The following is a 16,956-nucleotide window of genomic DNA, read 5'->3' as shown; positions in this document are numbered from 1 at the left end:
GGATACTCCGAACGATGCTCGCGCACCAGCCGGACAGCGCGCTCACGCAGCGCGGGATCGATCTTCTTCGGCATGACATACATCCTTCCAACTCAAAAGGATGCGGCATCAAACCTGGGGCGCTTCAGGGTCGCTGGCTCGGCGCGGGCGTCGCAGCGCTGGGCGGGGTGATCGTGGAAGGCGATCAGGTCTCCGAATCCCAGCTCCAGCTTCTTGTCGGGATGGGCCGGCACCCTGTCACCGGCGACCCGCTCGGACTGGCGTATCCCGCGTACAAGACCGTGTCGGAGCGCATCGAGGAGCGCACCGCGGCGCTCGATCCCGGCCTCGGGCCGGCCTCGCGTGCCGAGGCGGTCGCGCAGATCGAAGCCGAAGAAGCGGGGCGGGGGACGCGGCGCGCCGTCGCCGGGTACGACTTCACGTTCTCGATCCCGAAGTCCGCCTCCATACTCTGGGCAGTCGCCGATGCGGGCACACAGGCGTTGATCGCGGACGCGCACCACAGCGCGGTTGCGGAGGTGGTTGCGTTCATGGAACGGGAGGTTGCAGCCACCCGCACCGGCGCAACCGCCCGCAATGGAGCCGTTGCGCAGGTCGACGTGCGGGGTCTGGTCGCCACGGCGTTCGACCACTACGACTCCCGCGCTGGCGACCCGCATCTGCACACGCACGTCGTCATCAGCAACAAGGTGCAGACCATCCTGGACGGCAAGTGGCGCTCCCTCGACGGCCGACCCATGCACGCCGCGACAGTCGCGCTCTCCGAGCTCCATGAGGCGGTATTCGCAGATCACCTGACCCGTACCTTTGGCGTCGAGTGGGAATCCCGCGAGATGGGCCGGGACCGCAATCCGGCGTGGGCGGTCGCCAGCGTGCCGGAAGAACTGGTCGCCGAGTTCTCCTCACGCTCCCGACACATCGACGCAGAGAAGAACCGGCTCATCGCCGAGTACGTCGACAAGCACGGCCGTCAGCCCTCGACTGCAACGATCATCAAGCTCCGAGCCCAAGCCACCCTCACCACCCGCCCAGAGAAGCAGGTCCGGTCGCTGGCTGACCTGACCGCCGAATGGCGGCACCGCGCCGGCCGTATCCTCGGCACGGATGCGACCTCATGGGCGCGGATAGTCGCAGCGAACGACGCACCGCTACTGCTTCGCGCCGACGACATCCCCTTGGACGTGATCGCGTCCCATGGCCAGTCGGTCGTGGAGGTGGTGGGCGAGAAGCGCTCCACCTGGCGTCGGTGGAATCTCACCGCCGAGGCGGCCCGGCAGACGATGGGTTACCGGTTCGCCTCCACCACAGACCGGGAAGCGGTCGTCGGCCTGGTCGTGGATGCCGCCGAGGCCGCGTCGCTGCGGCTCACCCCGCCCGAGCTCGCGACGAGCCCGGTGGCGTTCCGCCGGCCGGATGGCACTTCGGTGTTCCGGCCGAAGCACTCGACGGTGTTCTCCTCCGAACTCCTGCTGGCAGCCGAAGACCGCCTCCTCGAGCGCGCTCGCACGACGACGAGCCCGACCGTGCCGTTGGCGATGGTGGAGCGGATCGCCGCCGGGCCCGACCGGGAAGGGCGAGTGCTCGGCGACGATCAAGCCGTCGCGTTGGTGTCGATCGCCGTGTCGGGCCGCTTCGTCGATGTCCTGGTCGGGCCGGCCGGTGCGGGGAATACCACATGTCGAGATTGACGCCACTTGTGGCGGATGCCGGATCAGCGAGGGACAGGCGCGTTTGAGTTAGGTGATGTTGGGGTGTGAAGGCTGGCATCCTGCATCTTCCGGAGTGATAGCGAGCTTCCGGTTCGGAGGCGGGCGCCGAGGGTGCTTCCGCCGCTGACGTCGAGGATGGTTCCTGTGGTGCGGTTCGCGCGGTTGGATGCGAGGAACGCGACGGCTTCGGCGACGGTTTCGGGGGCGGAGACGTCGCCGAGGACGGAGTGGCTGCCCATGTAGGCGCGGACGTCTGTGTTGTTGAAGGCGGGGTGTCCGTTCTCGGTGAATCCTGGTACGACTGCGTTGATGCGGATGCCATGTTCGGCGAGGGCTTGCGCGGCGTTCTTCGTAAAGGACTCGACCGCGGCCTTGCTCATCGCGTAGACGATGTCTCCCGGGCTGGAGAAGTGCGCTCCGGCGGAGGAGATGTTGACGATGCTGCCCCCGGCGTGCATCAGTGGGGCCAGCGCTTGGGTGAGAAAGAACGGGGCTCGGGTGTTGACGGCGAAGTAGCTGTCGAAGTCATCGAGCGACGCTTCGGCGAATGAAGGGCCGAGAAGGAGCGCTGCGTTGTTCACCAGTACGGAGAGAGCCCGATCGCGGCGGGACGAAACGATCTCGGTCACCTCATCGACGAGGGTGCGGATGTCGCTCTCGCGGGCGAGGTCTGCGCGGACGAGCCAGCAGATTCCGCCTTTCGCGGTGATCTGTTCTCGGAGTGTTTCGGCTGCCTCCTGTCTGGTCCGGTAGTGAGCGATGATGTCGTACCCGTCTTCGCTGAGTCTCAGCGCGGTTGCGCGTCCGATTCCGCCAGAGGCACCGGTGACGATCGCGAAGCGCCTTCCGCTCTCGGTCAAGGCCCAGTCCCCGCCGCGGGCGCTGCTGGGATGCTGATGAGAGTGAGGATGTGTCGGGCCGTCGATTCCAGTCGTTCCGCTGCGTCTGACCATGCGCCGTGGAAGGCGAGGAGGTCCTTAGTGCCCATGCCGGCGGCGACCAGGATCCATGTGGTTGAGGAGAGGTTCAGGTCGGTGCGGAGCAGGCCCCGGTCGTATGCCTGTGTGAGATGGGCGGCGACGAATGTCTCCCAGGTGTGGAAGGGGTCCAGTCGTCGTTCGGGGAAGTAGTCGCGGGATTCGGCGGCGATACGGACACCGGCCCTCACCACGATATCGTTCGCGAGATTCTCTCCAACGAGCCGGAACGCGAGCGCCAGCCGTTCCAGCGGGTTATCTGTGCCGCCCGAAGAGCGTTCTTGAACGACGTGCATGCTGGCCCGTTCATGATCGAGCACAGCAGATCCGACTTCGTACATGTCGCGGAACATGCCCCTCACATCCGTGGACGGGAGCCGTGCATCGCCTGCGATCAGGTCGAGCGTCACCGACGAGAATGGTTCCCGCGCGAGTCGGTCCCCTGCCGCTCTCAAGATCGCGGCCCGTGCCCCGTCTCGGCTTATGAGAACAGAGTTGTCGCCCGATTCGTACGAGTCCTCGGTTGCTGGTGTCATGCGTGAGACTCCTCGTATGCGAGCGTGGACCGTGCGGTGACTCCGGAGGTCGCGGAGGACTCGACGAGCACGTCGTGGATCCTATTGCCGCCGCGGTCAAGCACCCGGTCGTGGAGGATCGTGGTCGTGGTATCGAACCGGACAGGGAACGGTCGAGGGTGTCCCTGGATGCGGATGTTCATCGTGCGCATCCACAAAGAACCGGCCTCCGAGCGCGTTGTCCCGGCTGATGAGTATACGAGCGCCTGAGTGAGCTGGCCCATCGTGACGAGGTAGTCGATGACGGTAGGGGACGGCCACAGGAGCGCCTCCACGCCGTCGGCAGGGGTGCGCGGAGACGTAACCTCGATGGTGTGCGTTCCGCGAAGAATGCCGAGATTCGTGTCCAGGCTTTGGATCAGAGACTGTGCGTTTGCGGACTGGAACAGTCCGCCATACACCGTCTCGTTGGCCGTGGGAGGTGGTAGCTGGACGGACCGGGGTGACGGCACCGCCCGCACTAGCTCGATCCGTACGCGCATGTTGCCGACATTCCCGATGAGGGAACACGATTCGGCGTGTGGCTCGACGGCGAGTGTTATTGGCACCGCATCGACGGCAAGCCATGGCCGCGCTCCGGCGCGCAACTCAATCGCTCCCACTCGGAGGTCTTCGAGCGACAAAGTGCTCACGGAGGGTGAAGCAATCTCAGCTAACTGCAGTGAAAGAACGACCGCGTCAACGGAACTCAGATGAGGTGTTGCGGGGGTGCCGTTACGACCTGCTGACCAGTGGAGCGGATACGCAACCCGACCGACTCCCTTCGTCAGATGCGATGACCCCACGCGAGCTGCCTCCAGCGCGTACTGGACTCCGCGGTATCCGGCTGCGAAGTAGCGCTCCTCGGAGGGCCCGAGCAGGTCCTCGATCGATCGCGTTCCCGCGGCCGGGTGCTCCTGTGGTTCCGCGCTGAGTGTCATGCCATTACATTACAGAACCGCGCGTATGATGGGTTGACACTTCACAGTGATTACAGGCGATGGGGTTGGTAGGGTTACGGGATGCCAGGTAACAAGGTTGGTCGGCCACTCGCTGGTGGGATAACCGAAGCGCTGGTTCAGGCTGCGGAGAGGATCATGGCTGATGGGGGCTTCTCTGCGCTCACCGTCGACGGGATCGCCGCCGAGGTTGGCTCGACCCGACCGACGTTCTATAGGCGGTTTCCGAGCGTGGCGCACCTCGCGTTGGAAGTCATCAAGAACCGCTTCGGTACCGGCACGCCTACCGATACCGGCTCACTTTACGACGATCTCCTCATTGCGCAGCGCGAGGAGATTGCGATGTTCGCCAGCCCCTTGTTGCGAAAGAACCTTTCCGGGCTGCTGGAGGCCGCACGCACGGATACGGAACTGAGTGCCCTGTGCGACACGGAGTTCGTGGGTCCGCGTCGAGCGAACATTGCTCGAATCCTCGCTGCAGCGAGCGCACGCGGCGAGATCGACGGCGGCAACATCGATGTTGACAATATCTGCGACCTCCTGCTTGGCCCGATTCTGTCCAGATCGCTTATGCCCGTCAACGCGCCCCTAGACGACAGGCTTGCCCGATACACCGTCGAAACGGTCATGACGGTGACCCGGGCAAGAACCGCGGCCCACGTCTGAATGGGATAACGATGCACAAAGCACGGCGGAACGTGAGTAGTTCAAGGTGGCTCGGGGCGTTGAGCGTCGTTGGCATGCTTGTCTGGCTCATCGCGCCGCTTGCGCTGTTCTTGCTCCTCTCCATGCGTACGGCATCAACGTCGGTCGAACCACCGCGCCCGGTGTATGTGACCATTGAGGCGGCGACCGACTCCGCCACGCGACCCGTCGCATTGGGACTTCGGTGGAGTGCGAGCAGTATCCTTGTTGCTCCCGGCTGGACGGGGATCGTGCAGGAGGTCCTAGTCGGGAGCGGAGGCGAAATCGCCGACGGCAGCGCCATCGCGAGAATTGATGGGGTGGTGCGCAAAGCCGCAACCACCCCGTTCCCTTTCAACAGGGCACTGAGTTCAGACGACACTGGTGCCGACGTCAGCATGCTAAATACTTTCCTGAGTGCTCATGGCTATCACGCCACCGGAGGTGAGAGGTTCGGATGGGACACGTTGATGGGTGTACGCGCATATGCGAACGACATCGGGGTTCCCGGGAGTGACACCGTCACCGCCTTCGACCCCTCTTGGGTCGTCTTTCTTCCTTCCCCAGGAACAGTCCACAAGATTGATTTGACGATCGGTGCACCGGCTCCCTCGCCCGGCGACGAGGTAGTGACGATGAAATCCTCCCTCGCGGAAGCCGTTCTTCTTGAGAGCGCCCCTCCCAGCAACGACGAGGCTGACGAAGACGAGGCGGCGCCCCCAATGGAACCCACCGCCCTCGCGGCTGAGGGCGAGCAACTAATCGCAGGTGGAGAAACTCTGACTCTTGCTGAGGATCTTCAAAGAGTGAGTCCCGATTCGCTGAGCGCGCTCGCTGCACTGGTCACGGACGGAACCCAGAGCATCCCGGCAGTCCTTCGAACAGAGGCAGTTCCCGGCCAATGGGTGATACCCGTTCCCGGAGTGATCGTCGACCGTGACGGGGCCACATGCGTGAGGCTGAAGGCGGAGGAAGGAACCCGTCCGGTTTCCGTGAGCGTGATCGGCACCGCGGACGGGCGCGTCGTGGTGTCGGGCGATCTCGAAGACGCGGACGACGTCGCCATCTTCCCGACAAGTGTTGCTGTCTCATGCGAATAGAGCTTGACGCGGTGACGGTCACGTTCGGGCAGCGGACAGTTCTAGACGCCCTCAGTGAGACGTTTCCCGCGGGCCGAACATCTGCGGTTCTGGGTCCATCCGGCTCCGGCAAATCTACGTTGCTTGGGGTCATCGCGGGCCGCGTTCGTCCGCAGGGTGGTGTTGTGTACTACCACGGCTTCGAACGTCCCGATATCGAGTGGCTTGTGCAGTCGACACCGCTTCTCGCACGCCGGACAGTCCTCGACAACGCATGCTTGTCCGCTGCCGCCCGAGGACGCCCGGACGCGGAGACCACCAGCCGCGCCCTCGACGCCCTCTCTCTTGTGGGAATCAAGGCACTCGCAGGGACAGCCGCGTTCAAACTATCTGGCGGGGAGAAGCAAAGAGTAGCAATCGCGAGGGCCATGACCGCAGCGACGCCGATCCTGCTCGCAGATGAGCCAACGGCCTCACTGGATCCTGCGAGTCGAGAGATCGTCACAGAGTCCTTAAGAGTTGCCGCCGCTAACGGTGCCGCTGTCATCCTTGCGACGCATGATGAGTTCGTCGCAGAGCGGTGTGATAGACAGCTCCATCTCGTTGACGGACGAATTGCAGAGGTGTCTGGAAAGTGACGTCCCGGCAAGGCTGGTACTTGCGCGAGGCGCTTCGAAACGTGCGCAGTTACGCGCTCGTGAGCACCGTCACGTTTCTTGTGGCTGCCTTGTCCGGCTACCTTTCCGTCGCCGCTACCGCCTCACAGGTCGGCGAGATCGTCGCGCAGCACGAGATCATGATCGACCGCGGCCTTGATGTGTGGCGCGTGCAGGTTTCCGAGCCGATGCCGGTCCAGGAGTGCGAGGCGCTGCGTCATATCGAAGGCATACACGACGCTGGTTCGGTCCTCAGTCAAGAGTCGGCTGCGATCGAGGCTTTCCCTGGATCAAGTGTGAGTTCAGTGAGGGCCACGCCGGGCTACATCCGGATCGTCTGGGGCCTCGACATGGCCCCCAGCGTCGGCATCGGATCTGAAGTGTCCACGCTCTACGGTCTCCGATCAGAATCGTCCTTCCAACTGCGAGCGATGGCATCTCAGAACGCGTCCATGAATATTGACGATGCACAGTTGCTGCCGTCAACCTCTCGTATGGCAGGCGCGAATCAGAGCGTCGTCGTGGCCTCCACGGCGAGTGGTATGACCGGCGAGTGTCTGGTTGAAGCTGAGGTTGGAGCGAGAAGTGCAGCCGAAAACTATCTGCTGAGCGAATACCCAGGAGATTCAGCGGTCTCACCGCTGTTCAGCGACACTGGAGTCGGACGCAGTGTCGACGAGCAACTGCAGCACCGGCTTTCCCAATGGATACCGTTTGCTTCGGCATCCATCATCACGCTCATGATCCTCTTCGGCCAGTTCGGTCGACGCGCAGACTTCGCGCTGTACCAACTGGTTGGTGTTCCTAAGTGCGGATTCATCTCCATGTTGATCACCGAAGCCGCCGTCACCGCCTGGCTACCTTTCGCGATCGGCGGTCTAGTCGGGATTTTCACCCAGTATGCCAACCTCGCGAACGGCCTGGTCGTCACGGAAGCGGCAGGAGACTACCTGCGTGTCGCCGTTCTCCTGCTCATCGTCCCACTCCTAGGTCTCTTCATCTTCTGGCGCAGAGACCCCCTATCCTGGCTGAAGGGCGAGTAGCCAGTGAAACCGGGACGCGAGACTGGCCGTGTCCGGTGACCTGGCCCGGAGAAATCGCGAGTCTGCCCGCGCAATGACAGCGGCGTGGAGTTCACCGCTGAACTCATCCGAGCGAGCCAAACCTCCTCAACTGCCATCTCGGTGGTGCGTGTCGTGCGATGAGCCACATAACCGCCCCGTGGTGGTCCGATCGCCGACGCGGCCGCGGACCAGGCGCACGCCATGGGGGCGTCCTCGGCGCGCCCCCATGCACGCGTGTCCGCTGTCTTACTTAGCGCCGAGTTTGTAACGTAATTTGGCTGCTGCGAGCGATCGACGCGTGTTGAATTCGGCGCGAAATCGCGGTTCTCGCGGAGGGTTCCCCCACAGCCAACTTTCAGCTGGCCTGTGGCGTAGAGCGTTCCGAATCGTTGCGTAACGCCTGATACTATCCAGAATGGGAGCAGGGTCGATGAAGAGCAAGATGCGTACCAGAGTGGCGGGATCGCTGGCGGTCGCCGCGTTGGCAGTCGCGGGGATCGTACTGTCGGCAGCGCCGGCGATGGCATGGTCCTCGGTTTCAGGTGGATCCCCGGACGGGTGCTGGGGAGGGTTCTCCGGGTCGAGTGCCCCGAACTATCCTTCCTCCGGGCGGATGTACGTCTCTGTGAGCAACGACGGATCGAGTTGTTGGGCGTGGGTGGACAAGGGGGCAGTCACTGCGAGCTGGCGCAACTCGTCCAACGCTCAGGTCGCGACCGGTTGCACTACAACGGCATCGTTCTGCAGTAGCACGCGAGGGACGCTGTCGAGCGCGGTGGGCGGTACCCACCTGTGGAAGACCGTCCTGGTCCGCTCCTGAATCGAGTTCAGTAAGCATGCGGCATAAGTGGTTCGGGAGTATGGCGGCAGCCTGCGCAGTCGCCATACTCCTTACGGGGTGTTCCAGCGGAGCAACCGACCCTCGCGCTATCGTCCTCAATTCCGCGCAGGAAGCGCGTAGTGCGGGATCGGAAGCCAACGCGGAAGCGATGGATGACGGTGAGCTGACCGAGGACGAATATCGAGCGGCAGCGCGCAGATACCAGGAGTGTTATCGCGAAGAAGGGATCGTTCTGCCCGAACCAGTTCTCAGCCCGGTGGACAATGTGACGCTCGAATGGGAGTTCCCGGACACGACCTTCACCAGCGACGCTCAAATCTCCAAGGCTCTTGAACTCTGCACGAGCCAATGGACGCCAGTGGTCCTGGCGTATGGAGCGACTCACGAACAGCACACCGACCCGCTCCTTCTCAAAGCTGCTCGGGAGTGCCTCGAGGATGCCGGTTTCACCACACCTGAGGATGCTGTTCGAGTAGCAGATCTTGTTGGGGACCCGAGCAACGATTCAGGCAAACAGCGTTCCGCCGCCGAGAAGTGCCTCATCGACGAAGCGTTCAAGCTCTTTCCAGAGCTTCCCGCAGTCACCGTCCAGTACTAGCCATGGTGAGGCGATTCGGCGAAAGGCACACGCATGGTGCACAGTCACGCATCGCTACCTTCATCGGAAGAGTATCTTCTGCGAGGGTGGCCTCATGAAGCGTAAGAGTCACCGCACGAAGCGTGCAGCATTAGCACTTGCACCGATGCTTGTTCTCGCCCTCTCGGGGTGTTCCGGTAGCGGTGCGGAACGCCTGGACAAAGCGCCCCCAGAGCTTGAAGGCGTAGCAAGCCCAGAAATGGAACCCACGGTCGTTTGGTCTGAGGACGGCGAATCATGGCTGTTTCTCACCTTCGGAAGCACTTCCTGCCCGAACGAGCCACGCGATATCCGCGAGACTGGGGAACGCGTGTTCGAAGTCACGTTGGAGAGCACCGGCGGCTTCTTCTGCTCGGCGGATATCGGGCCCGCGATGTATCGAGTACCTGCTCCTGTTTCCCCGGGGGCGCCAGTCACCATCGATCTCGGCTACGGCGTCTCTGTTGAACTTTGACCGCCCGATCTGAGTAGTACCGCTGACCATTCTGGACCTGCATTCTTGAACCGGCCATGGTCGGCACCGTTCGAACAAGGAGAGATTGTGTCATTCAAATCAATCAGGCGGGGCGCACTAATTAGCGCCACGATCGTGGCTCTAATCGCCTCATCAATCGCAACACCGGCTACGGCTGCGACATCGCCCGCCGATGAAGCGGGGCTGATCCCCTATGACGGGCCGCTTCCGGTAGGCATGGAGGTCAAGGACGGACAGGATATCCAAGGGCAGATGCCTGAATCCATGTCCGACGGCGTTTGGGCGCTTGAACTCGCGGGCCACGGAAGTCTCGTCAACACGTACGAATGGGACCAGGAGAGCGAGTCGCTTCACATCTACACGGCGCACGGAGACGAGGCGTGGGGACCCCTGCTCGAACGCTACTTTCCCAACGAGAAAGTAGATCTGATCCCCGCCAAGCACTCACGAACACAGATCGACGATGTGCTGGCAAAGATCGTCGCGGACGGCGGTGCGCTACCGAATGGTGACCGAGTCGTGACCGCGATACCCGAGAAGGATGGAAGCTACATCACCGTCGGTGTAGAGGGCGACAACTCGGCCAACCTCATGCGCGCCGACACCCTTGCCGACGTACTCGCGAGCGAGGTTCCCCTCGTCGTAGAGGAAGCACCTGAGGTGCAGGAAGCCCGACGCAACCACAGCTATCTTGATGACTTTTGGTTCGGCGGCGCGTCAATGAGCACCCCTGGAACAACCTCCGGAACGTTCTTTGCGTGCTCGACCGGATTCGCCATCGGTCACTTGACGACCGGCCAGCGCGGCATGCTGTCCGCAGAGCACTGCGGCCGCGGAAAGCCAGGAACCAACTGGTACTACGGCCACACCTCAGGCACCGGAACGGCACGAAGCCTCGGTGACTTTCAGGGCGAACTCGACCCACTGAACATCAACCCGGACGCCGCCCTGTGGACGGGCGGCAACCTGAACAAGATGGTCCCCGCGATCTTCACGGGAGCGCACAACGACGTCAACACAGGCGAGTTCATCCGTGGTGGCAACTATCCGGCCGTCGGCACAGACGTCTGCTACACCGGCGCACCCTCGGGCAACGTCTGCCGGAACGAAGTGCTGTTCCAAGGCCTTCTCATTTGTTACGCGATCGGTCAGTGCTACGGCGGTCTTAGCTGGACCAGCCAGCGAGACTCAGTAGAGGCAGCCGGAAACGGTGACTCTGGGGGACCGGTCTACCAGATGGTCAGTGGCAAAGCGATGGCATCAGGCGTGATCAGCGGCATTGTTGGAGGCTCCTCCACATGCACCGGCGAGCCTGGGACCGCGAGCCGCAGTTGCAGTCCTGTCGCACTCTTCGCCCCCGTGGTAACCGGAATCGCGACTGGCGGTAACTGGGGGCTGTCGTACATCCCGTGAACGCAGTGTCGGGTCGAGCCATCGCGCGCGACCCGACACCGTCGGGTCGGTGTGCCAGTGGCCGCCGCGGGGTACTACTGCTCTCCATGCGGAGGGCGTATCCGGCTCGAGATGCCTAGCGGACGCGACGGCGGTGATTCCGGGGTCGCACCGTATCCCATCGTGTTCGGCACGCTACGAAGATCAACTCTCGCACGTCTGAAACAGCGTTGGCGGGAGTTATCGGTGGAGGCCGTGGTCCAGTTCGCTCCGGTAGGGGCTCGTGTGCTCAGGGGTGCCGAGGCGGTCCGCTCGTTCTCTCGCGTGCTGGGCCTGTCGTTGTGCGTCCTCCTGGCGGACTCGGATGAGCCGTGCAGCCTGCTCGGGCGGGACGGCCTCGATCTCGTTGAGCTGCTCCTGGAGATGGGCGGAGTGGGCGTGCCAGCGGTCGCGTCGACTCTCGGGGCCACCGTGGGGCTGCGTGCGGGGGTCTTCGATCTGTGTGAAGAAGTGCGCATGGGCGCGCATGCGCTGATCGACGTGACGGCGCACGGTCTTGCTCGCAAAGGTCCGGGCCTCGGCCGCGACCTGCTCGGCGTCCACGACCCGGGGATCGGCCGCGGCGCGCCTGTCGGCAACGGCCTCGTCCCAAGCACGGGTGGCGTCTGGCCGCTCAGTGGGCAAGGAACCCCACATCACCCGCACATTGTTCTCGATATCGCGTTGACGTTGTTGCGCGCCTTCGAGCTGGCGGGCCGTGGAGCGCTTACGGAGCCATCCGGCCTCGTCGTGGGTGCGGAGGGCTATGCGCGTCTCGGTCACGGCGTGTTGACAGCGGCCTGCGTCCGCCGTTGCGTCCGCGAGTAGTGACTGCACCACCTCGCTACGGATGTCTGCGGCGGCTTGCTCGGCCGTGATGACGCTCTTGTCGAGTTCTTCGCGCTCCGCCTCGTGCCGTTGTCGCAGCTCGCCGAGGGCGGTGATCGCCTGATCCCAGGCGTGGGCGTGCTGTTCGGCGTTGCGGATCGCGTCGCGCAGGCGGGTGCGTTCGGCGTTGACGAATGCGACCGGTCCGTTCTTCACCGACCCGCGCACGGCGTCGTATGCGTCCGGGGTTGCGGCGTCGAGTCCGCGGTCTGAGCGGTCGCGACTCATCGCGGTGACGAACTGTTCCCGTGCCTCCTGGTCGTTTTCGGCGATGAGGTGGAGGGTGTTGTGGTGGGTTCCGCGGGTGAGGCCGACGTAGAGGCCGGCGGCGTTGATCGACTCGTCTAGTACCGTGTGCGACCTGGCGACGGTGACGCCTTGGACGCCGTACGCGGTGGATGCGTAGGCGAGGTGGGCGTGCTCGGTGACATACTCGGCAGGCAGTCGCACCGTCTGTCGCCGTTTCCGGTTGTCGCCGTTCTCGACCGCGAACACCATCCCGTCATCAGTGAAGTGTTGGACGGTGAACGTCTGCCGGTTCGCTATTCCGATTGCGCTGTCGTTCTTGCGGGCTTGGATGACGTCTCCAACTCCGATGTCGAGCCCGTCGCTGCCGGTCACGGTGCGGGTGTGGTCGATCTCGCCACGGTCGAGCCGCTCTGCCTGGATGCGGGCATTGAGTTCGTTCGCGTCATCGTTCGTCGACGTCGTGATCGCATCGCCGACCGCGGTGTTAGAGGCGATGTGCTCGCGGAGCGCTTCCTCATCATGATGGAGCCGCACGAGCCCCATCTCCTGCAACTTATCGAACACGCGCCCGGGGTCGGTGCCGTCGCGCAGGTGGAGGGTGAGGTCCGCGTAGGCGGCGTCCTTAAATCGGTGCAGTCCGGTCATATCGATCGTGGTGCCGCGGATTTGTGCGGCGATGTCGAGGACACCACCACGTCCGACTGCGGGGAGTTGCGCCCGGTCCCCGATGAGCGCGACGGTTGCCCCTGCTTGGGTGGTGACGGTGAGGAGGGCGATGGCGGTGTCTTGGTCGAGCATCCCTGCCTCGTCGACCACGACACGCTCACCGGCCTCAAGACGTGCGGCACCGGGCGGGCCTGTGTAGGCGCGTCCCGTCTCGGGATCGGTCTGGCCGGGGGTGAGGCGGGTCCAGACGCCGTCGCGGTTCCACCGGAACCCGTGCGCGTGCACGAGCGCGGCAACAGAATCGGCGGGGATGCCGAGGGCTTCTCCGGCGACGTGTGCGGCCTTCTTCGTCGGCGCTACCACCCGCATCCGCCTGGCCGCTTCCTGGGTGGCGGTGATGGCGGGGCGCAGCATCGTGGTCTTGCCTGACCCGGCTGCCCCTTCCACGATCACGAGCGGGTCGGTCGATGCGATCGCCGCGGCAGCCTGCACCTGATCCGGATCGAGACTGGACGCGGATGGGAGTGCTGCAACATCCGGGGGCTGTGGCTCCTGCTCGGGTGTTGCGTCGGTGAGTAGGTCGCGCAGTCGGGTCTCGGCTTCGATGACGTGCAGGCTGGTGAGGTGTGCGACGTGGTCGGGGCGTGCAGCATGCTCGGGCAGGACGGAGAAGCAGTCCGCTTGTGCAAGGTCGGTCGCGAGCTGCACGAACTCCCGCACTTCCTCGGGTGTTGCAGTCACGCCATGCTCAGTGGTGATACGGGTGACGTGCTCCCGGATCGTGTGCACCGTCCACGCCGACGCACCTGCCGCGCACCGGTCCAGCGCGCGGGAGGCGACCTCCTGGATCGATAGGTCGTCCAACCCCACGATCGGGCTTCGGGTGGCCTTTGTGAGGTGCGCGGGGTTGTATCCGGCGTCTTCGAGTTCGGCCCGCCACCCGACCTCCGACCCCAACGAGCTCGGCTTCTTGCTCGGCCGTTGCAGCGCCCATGCCTTGTGCAACAACCGCGCTTGCACGACCGGCCCAGGGGTTTCGCCGGGGTGTGCTTGTTCCCAATCGTTTTCGAGGCGGTCGAGGTTGCGTTCCACCTGCCGTGCACGCTTCGACAACACATGGTTGGACCGCTGCAACTCCACCACCTCACCCGACACCGGATCGAGCGTGAGCCCGTGCGCATCCAGTACCCGTGCGAGTTGCGGGTGTGCAGCGATCACCGCGGTCCCAAGCGCACGGATCGCTCCCTGCTGCTTGAACAATGCAGCAGTGTCGAGCGCACGCCACTTCCCGGCCGCAACCACGCGCGTGCTGATCTGGAAATGGATATGCCGGTGCGGGTCACCGGCACGCGACGTCTTGTGTGTGACGGCGACGGTCTGCAACTGCTCCACCGGGATGATCTCGCGGGCGTCCCTCGGGCCGACACGGGTGACCGAGTTGCGGGCCAACCACCGGCGGATCTCCGCTGCCGCATCCCGCTGCGTGATGTCGAGGGCGTCGGACACGTCGGTGTGGAGCGCGGCGGCGATAGACAGGGACTTCGGGGCATTGATCACCATCTCCGCAAACCTCGGCGATCCCCGCGACCCCTCACCCGCGGCACGCGGGGTCCCCATCGACGTCCCCGACACGGGGTCGATCCAGTCCACCCAAGCCGCGTACTGCTCCGGATCGAGTGTCCGCGCGTCGATCACTTCGCCGGTGGCGTCGGTGGCGGTGAACTCGGCGAGGGCGGTTCTGGCCTCGAGGTAGTAGTCGTCGGCGGTGGACCGGTCTGTTTCGAGGTATCGGCGCGCGGCGGTGCCCGCACCGCGGTACAGGATCACGCCGCCTTTCATCCCGGTCGCCGCCTTCCTCGCGAGTGGTCTCGCAAGGTAGGTGTGCTCCACGGCCCCGCCGTGGCATACGTCCATAACTGTGTTGGAGGTCGGCGATGAGGTAGTGAGGCCGAGTAGGGTGTGCGGGGTCTATCAGGATCGTGATGCGTTGAGGTAGGTGAGGACGGCTTTGACGCGTCGGTTTTCGTCGACGGGGTCGAGATTGAGTTTCTGGAAGATGTTGCCGATGTGTTTGCTGACGGCGGGGTCGCTGAGTACCAGTTTGCTGGCGATCACGCTGTTGGAGTGTCCGTCCGCCATGAGCCTGAGGACTTCGTGTTCTCGTGGTGTGAGGGAGTCGAGGGGGCCGTTGCCGGCGGTGGCGAGGAGGTGCTGGACGACCTCGGGGTCGATGATTGTGCCTCCGGCTGCGACGTTGTCGAGCGAGCGTGCGAAGTCTCGGACGCGGTTGACGCGGTCTTTGAGGAGATACCCGACGGCTCCCTCGGGGAGGGTGAGGAGTTTTCTGGCGTTGGTGTCGGCAAGGTATTGAGAGAGCACGATGATCGGCTGGCGGGGGTGCTCGGCTCGTATCTTGAGTGCCGCGAGGAGCCCGTCGCTCGTGTTCGTCGGCGGCATTCGCACGTCGGTGATGATGAGGTCGGGCAAGGCATCTGCATCGTTCAGGCGTGCGTACTCGGTTTCGAGTTCGATCGCACTTTGTGCGGTGGCGATGACGGTGTGTCCGAGTCTTTCCACGAGAGCGGTGAGGGCTTCGCGTAGGAGTGTGGAATCTTCAGCGATGAGAATACGCATGAGCGTCTCCTTCGACGGTGTACGGGAGGCTCATCTGAATCTGTGTCGGCCCACCCTCCGGGCTGTCGAGCGAGAGCGTTCCGTTCAACGTCTCCGCACGGTCTCGAAGCCCTGCGATCCCGAGCCCGTTCGTTTCATTTGCTCCGCCGTGTCCGTTGTCGGTCACGGTGATGGTGAGTACGCCCTGGTCCGTGTGCTCGCGTATCTCGACGGTCGTGGCGTTTGCATGTTTGACGGCGTTGTTGAGGGCTTCGCTGACGAAGTAGTAAGCGTTGGTCTCGACGGCCGCCGGGTAGCGCACGGTGGCATCGTCCCGGTGCAGGCGCACGGTCAGCGGTGTCCGTTCGGCGAGTTCTTGGAGCGCGGTGCTCAAACCGTGATCGGTGAGGACAGAAGGGTGGATGCCGCGGACCGTGTTACGAAGCGTCGCCATGGCGTGTTCGGCTTGGCCTTGCGCGGAGTCGACAGATGCGAGCAGCGGGCGCAGTTGCGGGTTGCTTGCTGTCAGCTCCTCGATCTCGTAGCTGATCATGCCGAGTCGGGCACCCAGCGCGATGAGTTCTTGCTGGACCCCGTCGTGGAGGTCCCGTTCGATGCGACGGCGCTCGACTTCGAAGGATTCCACCAGGGCGGCGCGCGAGCGCGTGAGCCTTTCGACGCGCCGGTCGATATCACGCTGCCGTGGGGCGCAGAGCACGCTGTTCAGAGAGGCTTGAGCGGCCGCGAGGATCGTATTCAGATACCCGAGGAGGCAGAGCAGCGCGAGGGTGAGAGGGATGATCGGCCACCAGTTTCCTGGCGTCATCGTTCCTTCTGCGTCACCGAAGAACTGGGTGCGGGTGGGGCCGGTGAGACCTGCGTAGGCGATCATGCCGAGAGCGACGAGGGCCACGCCCTCGAAGAACAGCACGGTCAGTGCGATGATCCCGAGCACGAGGTCAACGAGTAGTGCGGCTGTCTCTCGCCAGGTCGAGGCCTCGGTGAGGCGGATGCTCAGCCAATGGGGGCGCTCGTCCTCGCCCACAACCGCGTGTGGCGAGTCAAGAGCGGCAAAGCCGAGCAGCCGGTTTCGCCTCCGCTCGATGGCACCGATAACGAGGCCGCTGAGGGGCAGGATGAGAAAGCCGAGGACGACGACCGGAATCAGCAGCACTCCGAGGAGCGCGCTGAACACAAGGTAGACCAGTGACACCCAAGGCCATCTGCTGGAGAGGAAACGCCAGGGTGAGCGCGTCAGCGCTGCCCAGATTCTCGCGTTCTCCATGGTTCAAGCCTACGGAGACCACCTCCGAAAGCGGCGGAGAACCGGAAAAGGTATAGCTGGCTACACCTCGAAGAGGAGTGCCCGCTCTCTCGCGCGTCGTCAGCGCTGATCGTTGGATTGAAGTGGCGCATCCCCGCCAGTGTTCACGATCTTCTGTCACGGGGTGTGCGTGTCTTTCTGGAAAGGGAC

The 16,956-nt window shown here is 63.9% G+C and carries 13 protein-coding genes and 1 pseudogene; 8 read left to right on the top strand and 6 right to left on the bottom strand.

The window, feature by feature from the left end; all coding sequences use genetic code 11:
* Window positions 1–122: 122 nt before the first annotated feature.
* A pseudogene (mobF, locus tag ACI3KS_RS14085) lies at window positions 123–1,676 on the top strand (MobF family relaxase); the annotation flags it as partial.
* A gap of 35 nt (window positions 1,677–1,711) precedes the next feature.
* Here the strand turns inward: mobF (ACI3KS_RS14085) and ACI3KS_RS14080 are convergent.
* The 3 genes from ACI3KS_RS14080 to ACI3KS_RS14070 are packed head-to-tail and all read right to left on the bottom strand — an operon-like array spanning window position 1,712 to window position 4,181.
* Window positions 1,712–2,662, bottom strand: a complete 951-nt coding sequence (locus ACI3KS_RS14080) for an SDR family NAD(P)-dependent oxidoreductase (protein ID WP_404919168.1) — start codon at window positions 2,660–2,662, stop codon at window positions 1,712–1,714.
* Window positions 2,566–3,222, bottom strand: coding sequence for a hypothetical protein (locus tag ACI3KS_RS14075; protein WP_404919167.1), 657 nt, complete (start codon window positions 3,220–3,222; stop codon window positions 2,566–2,568). Before ACI3KS_RS14075 ends, ACI3KS_RS14080 begins: the two co-directional genes overlap by 97 nt.
* Entirely contained in the window at window positions 3,219–4,181 is a 963-nt protein-coding gene (locus tag ACI3KS_RS14070; RefSeq protein ID WP_404919166.1) for an AvrD family protein, read from the bottom strand. The genes ACI3KS_RS14075 and ACI3KS_RS14070 overlap by 4 nt, the downstream gene beginning before the upstream one ends.
* An 81-nt stretch (window positions 4,182–4,262) precedes the next feature.
* Here ACI3KS_RS14070 and ACI3KS_RS14065 point away from each other — a divergent pair, with 81 nt between their 5' ends.
* The 7 genes from ACI3KS_RS14065 to ACI3KS_RS14035 all read left to right on the top strand — a co-directional run bounded on the left by ACI3KS_RS14065 (window position 4,263) and on the right by ACI3KS_RS14035 (window position 11,048).
* Window positions 4,263–4,865: a TetR/AcrR family transcriptional regulator gene (locus tag ACI3KS_RS14065; protein ID WP_404919165.1), complete on the top strand. Its 603-nt coding sequence runs from the start codon at window positions 4,263–4,265 to the stop codon at window positions 4,863–4,865.
* 74 nt (window positions 4,866–4,939) lie between these two features.
* Entirely contained in the window at window positions 4,940–5,983 is a 1,044-nt protein-coding gene (locus ACI3KS_RS14060) for a hypothetical protein (RefSeq protein WP_404919164.1), read from the top strand.
* 11 nt (window positions 5,984–5,994) lie between these two features.
* Window positions 5,995–6,600, top strand: coding sequence for an ABC transporter ATP-binding protein (locus ACI3KS_RS14055; protein WP_404919163.1), 606 nt, complete (start codon window positions 5,995–5,997; stop codon window positions 6,598–6,600).
* Between the two features lie 20 nt (window positions 6,601–6,620).
* Window positions 6,621–7,661, top strand: coding sequence for a hypothetical protein (locus tag ACI3KS_RS14050; RefSeq protein ID WP_404919162.1), 1,041 nt, complete (start codon window positions 6,621–6,623; stop codon window positions 7,659–7,661).
* A gap of 1,010 nt (window positions 7,662–8,671) precedes the next feature.
* Window positions 8,672–9,121 (top strand): hypothetical protein, encoded by a 450-nt coding sequence (locus ACI3KS_RS14045; protein WP_404919161.1) that lies wholly within the window; start codon window positions 8,672–8,674, stop codon window positions 9,119–9,121.
* 94 nt (window positions 9,122–9,215) lie between these two features.
* Window positions 9,216–9,614 carry a hypothetical protein gene (locus ACI3KS_RS14040; RefSeq protein ID WP_404919160.1) on the top strand — a complete coding sequence of 133 codons (399 nt, stop codon included), beginning with the start codon at window positions 9,216–9,218 and terminating at the stop codon, window positions 9,612–9,614.
* Window positions 9,615–9,749: 135 nt separating this feature from the next.
* Window positions 9,750–11,048 (top strand): hypothetical protein, encoded by a 1,299-nt coding sequence (locus ACI3KS_RS14035; RefSeq protein WP_404919159.1) that lies wholly within the window; start codon window positions 9,750–9,752, stop codon window positions 11,046–11,048.
* 219 nt (window positions 11,049–11,267) lie between these two features.
* On the opposite strand, the gene mobF (ACI3KS_RS14030) is transcribed toward ACI3KS_RS14035, so the two are convergent.
* The 3 genes from mobF (ACI3KS_RS14030) to ACI3KS_RS14020 form a co-directional block, all read right to left on the bottom strand.
* Window positions 11,268–14,696: a MobF family relaxase gene (gene mobF / locus ACI3KS_RS14030; protein ID WP_404919158.1), complete on the bottom strand. Its 3,429-nt coding sequence runs from the start codon at window positions 14,694–14,696 to the stop codon at window positions 11,268–11,270.
* Window positions 14,697–14,840: 144 nt separating this feature from the next.
* Window positions 14,841–15,503, bottom strand: a complete 663-nt coding sequence (locus tag ACI3KS_RS14025) for a response regulator (RefSeq protein WP_404919157.1) — start codon at window positions 15,501–15,503, stop codon at window positions 14,841–14,843.
* Entirely contained in the window at window positions 15,484–16,767 is a 1,284-nt protein-coding gene (locus tag ACI3KS_RS14020; RefSeq protein ID WP_404919156.1) for a sensor histidine kinase, read from the bottom strand. The genes ACI3KS_RS14025 and ACI3KS_RS14020 overlap by 20 nt, the downstream gene beginning before the upstream one ends.
* Between the last annotated feature and the right edge of the window lie 189 nt (window positions 16,768–16,956).

It is taken from the genome of Microbacterium sp. ZW T5_45 (assembly GCF_044987415.1).
Classification (GTDB): Bacteria; Actinomycetota; Actinomycetes; order Actinomycetales; family Microbacteriaceae; genus Microbacterium.
This window is presented reverse-complemented; position numbering and strand designations above follow the sequence as displayed.

Coding starts and splice junctions, on each gene's coding strand:
- ACI3KS_RS14040 (WP_404919160.1), top strand. CDS start 9,216: ATGAAGCGTAAGAGTCACCGCACGAAGCGTGCAGCATTAGCACTTGCA.
- ACI3KS_RS14060 (WP_404919164.1), top strand. CDS start 4,940: ATGCTTGTCTGGCTCATCGCGCCGCTTGCGCTGTTCTTGCTCCTCTCC.
- ACI3KS_RS14020 (WP_404919156.1), bottom strand. CDS start 16,767: ATGGAGAACGCGAGAATCTGGGCAGCGCTGACGCGCTCACCCTGGCGT.
- ACI3KS_RS14070 (WP_404919166.1), bottom strand. CDS start 4,181: ATGACACTCAGCGCGGAACCACAGGAGCACCCGGCCGCGGGAACGCGA.
- ACI3KS_RS14075 (WP_404919167.1), bottom strand. CDS start 3,222: ATGACACCAGCAACCGAGGACTCGTACGAATCGGGCGACAACTCTGTT.
- ACI3KS_RS14080 (WP_404919168.1), bottom strand. CDS start 2,662: ATGGTCAGACGCAGCGGAACGACTGGAATCGACGGCCCGACACATCCT.
- ACI3KS_RS14065 (WP_404919165.1), top strand. CDS start 4,263: ATGCCAGGTAACAAGGTTGGTCGGCCACTCGCTGGTGGGATAACCGAA.
- ACI3KS_RS14025 (WP_404919157.1), bottom strand. CDS start 15,503: ATGCGTATTCTCATCGCTGAAGATTCCACACTCCTACGCGAAGCCCTC.
- ACI3KS_RS14045 (WP_404919161.1), top strand. CDS start 8,672: ATGGATGACGGTGAGCTGACCGAGGACGAATATCGAGCGGCAGCGCGC.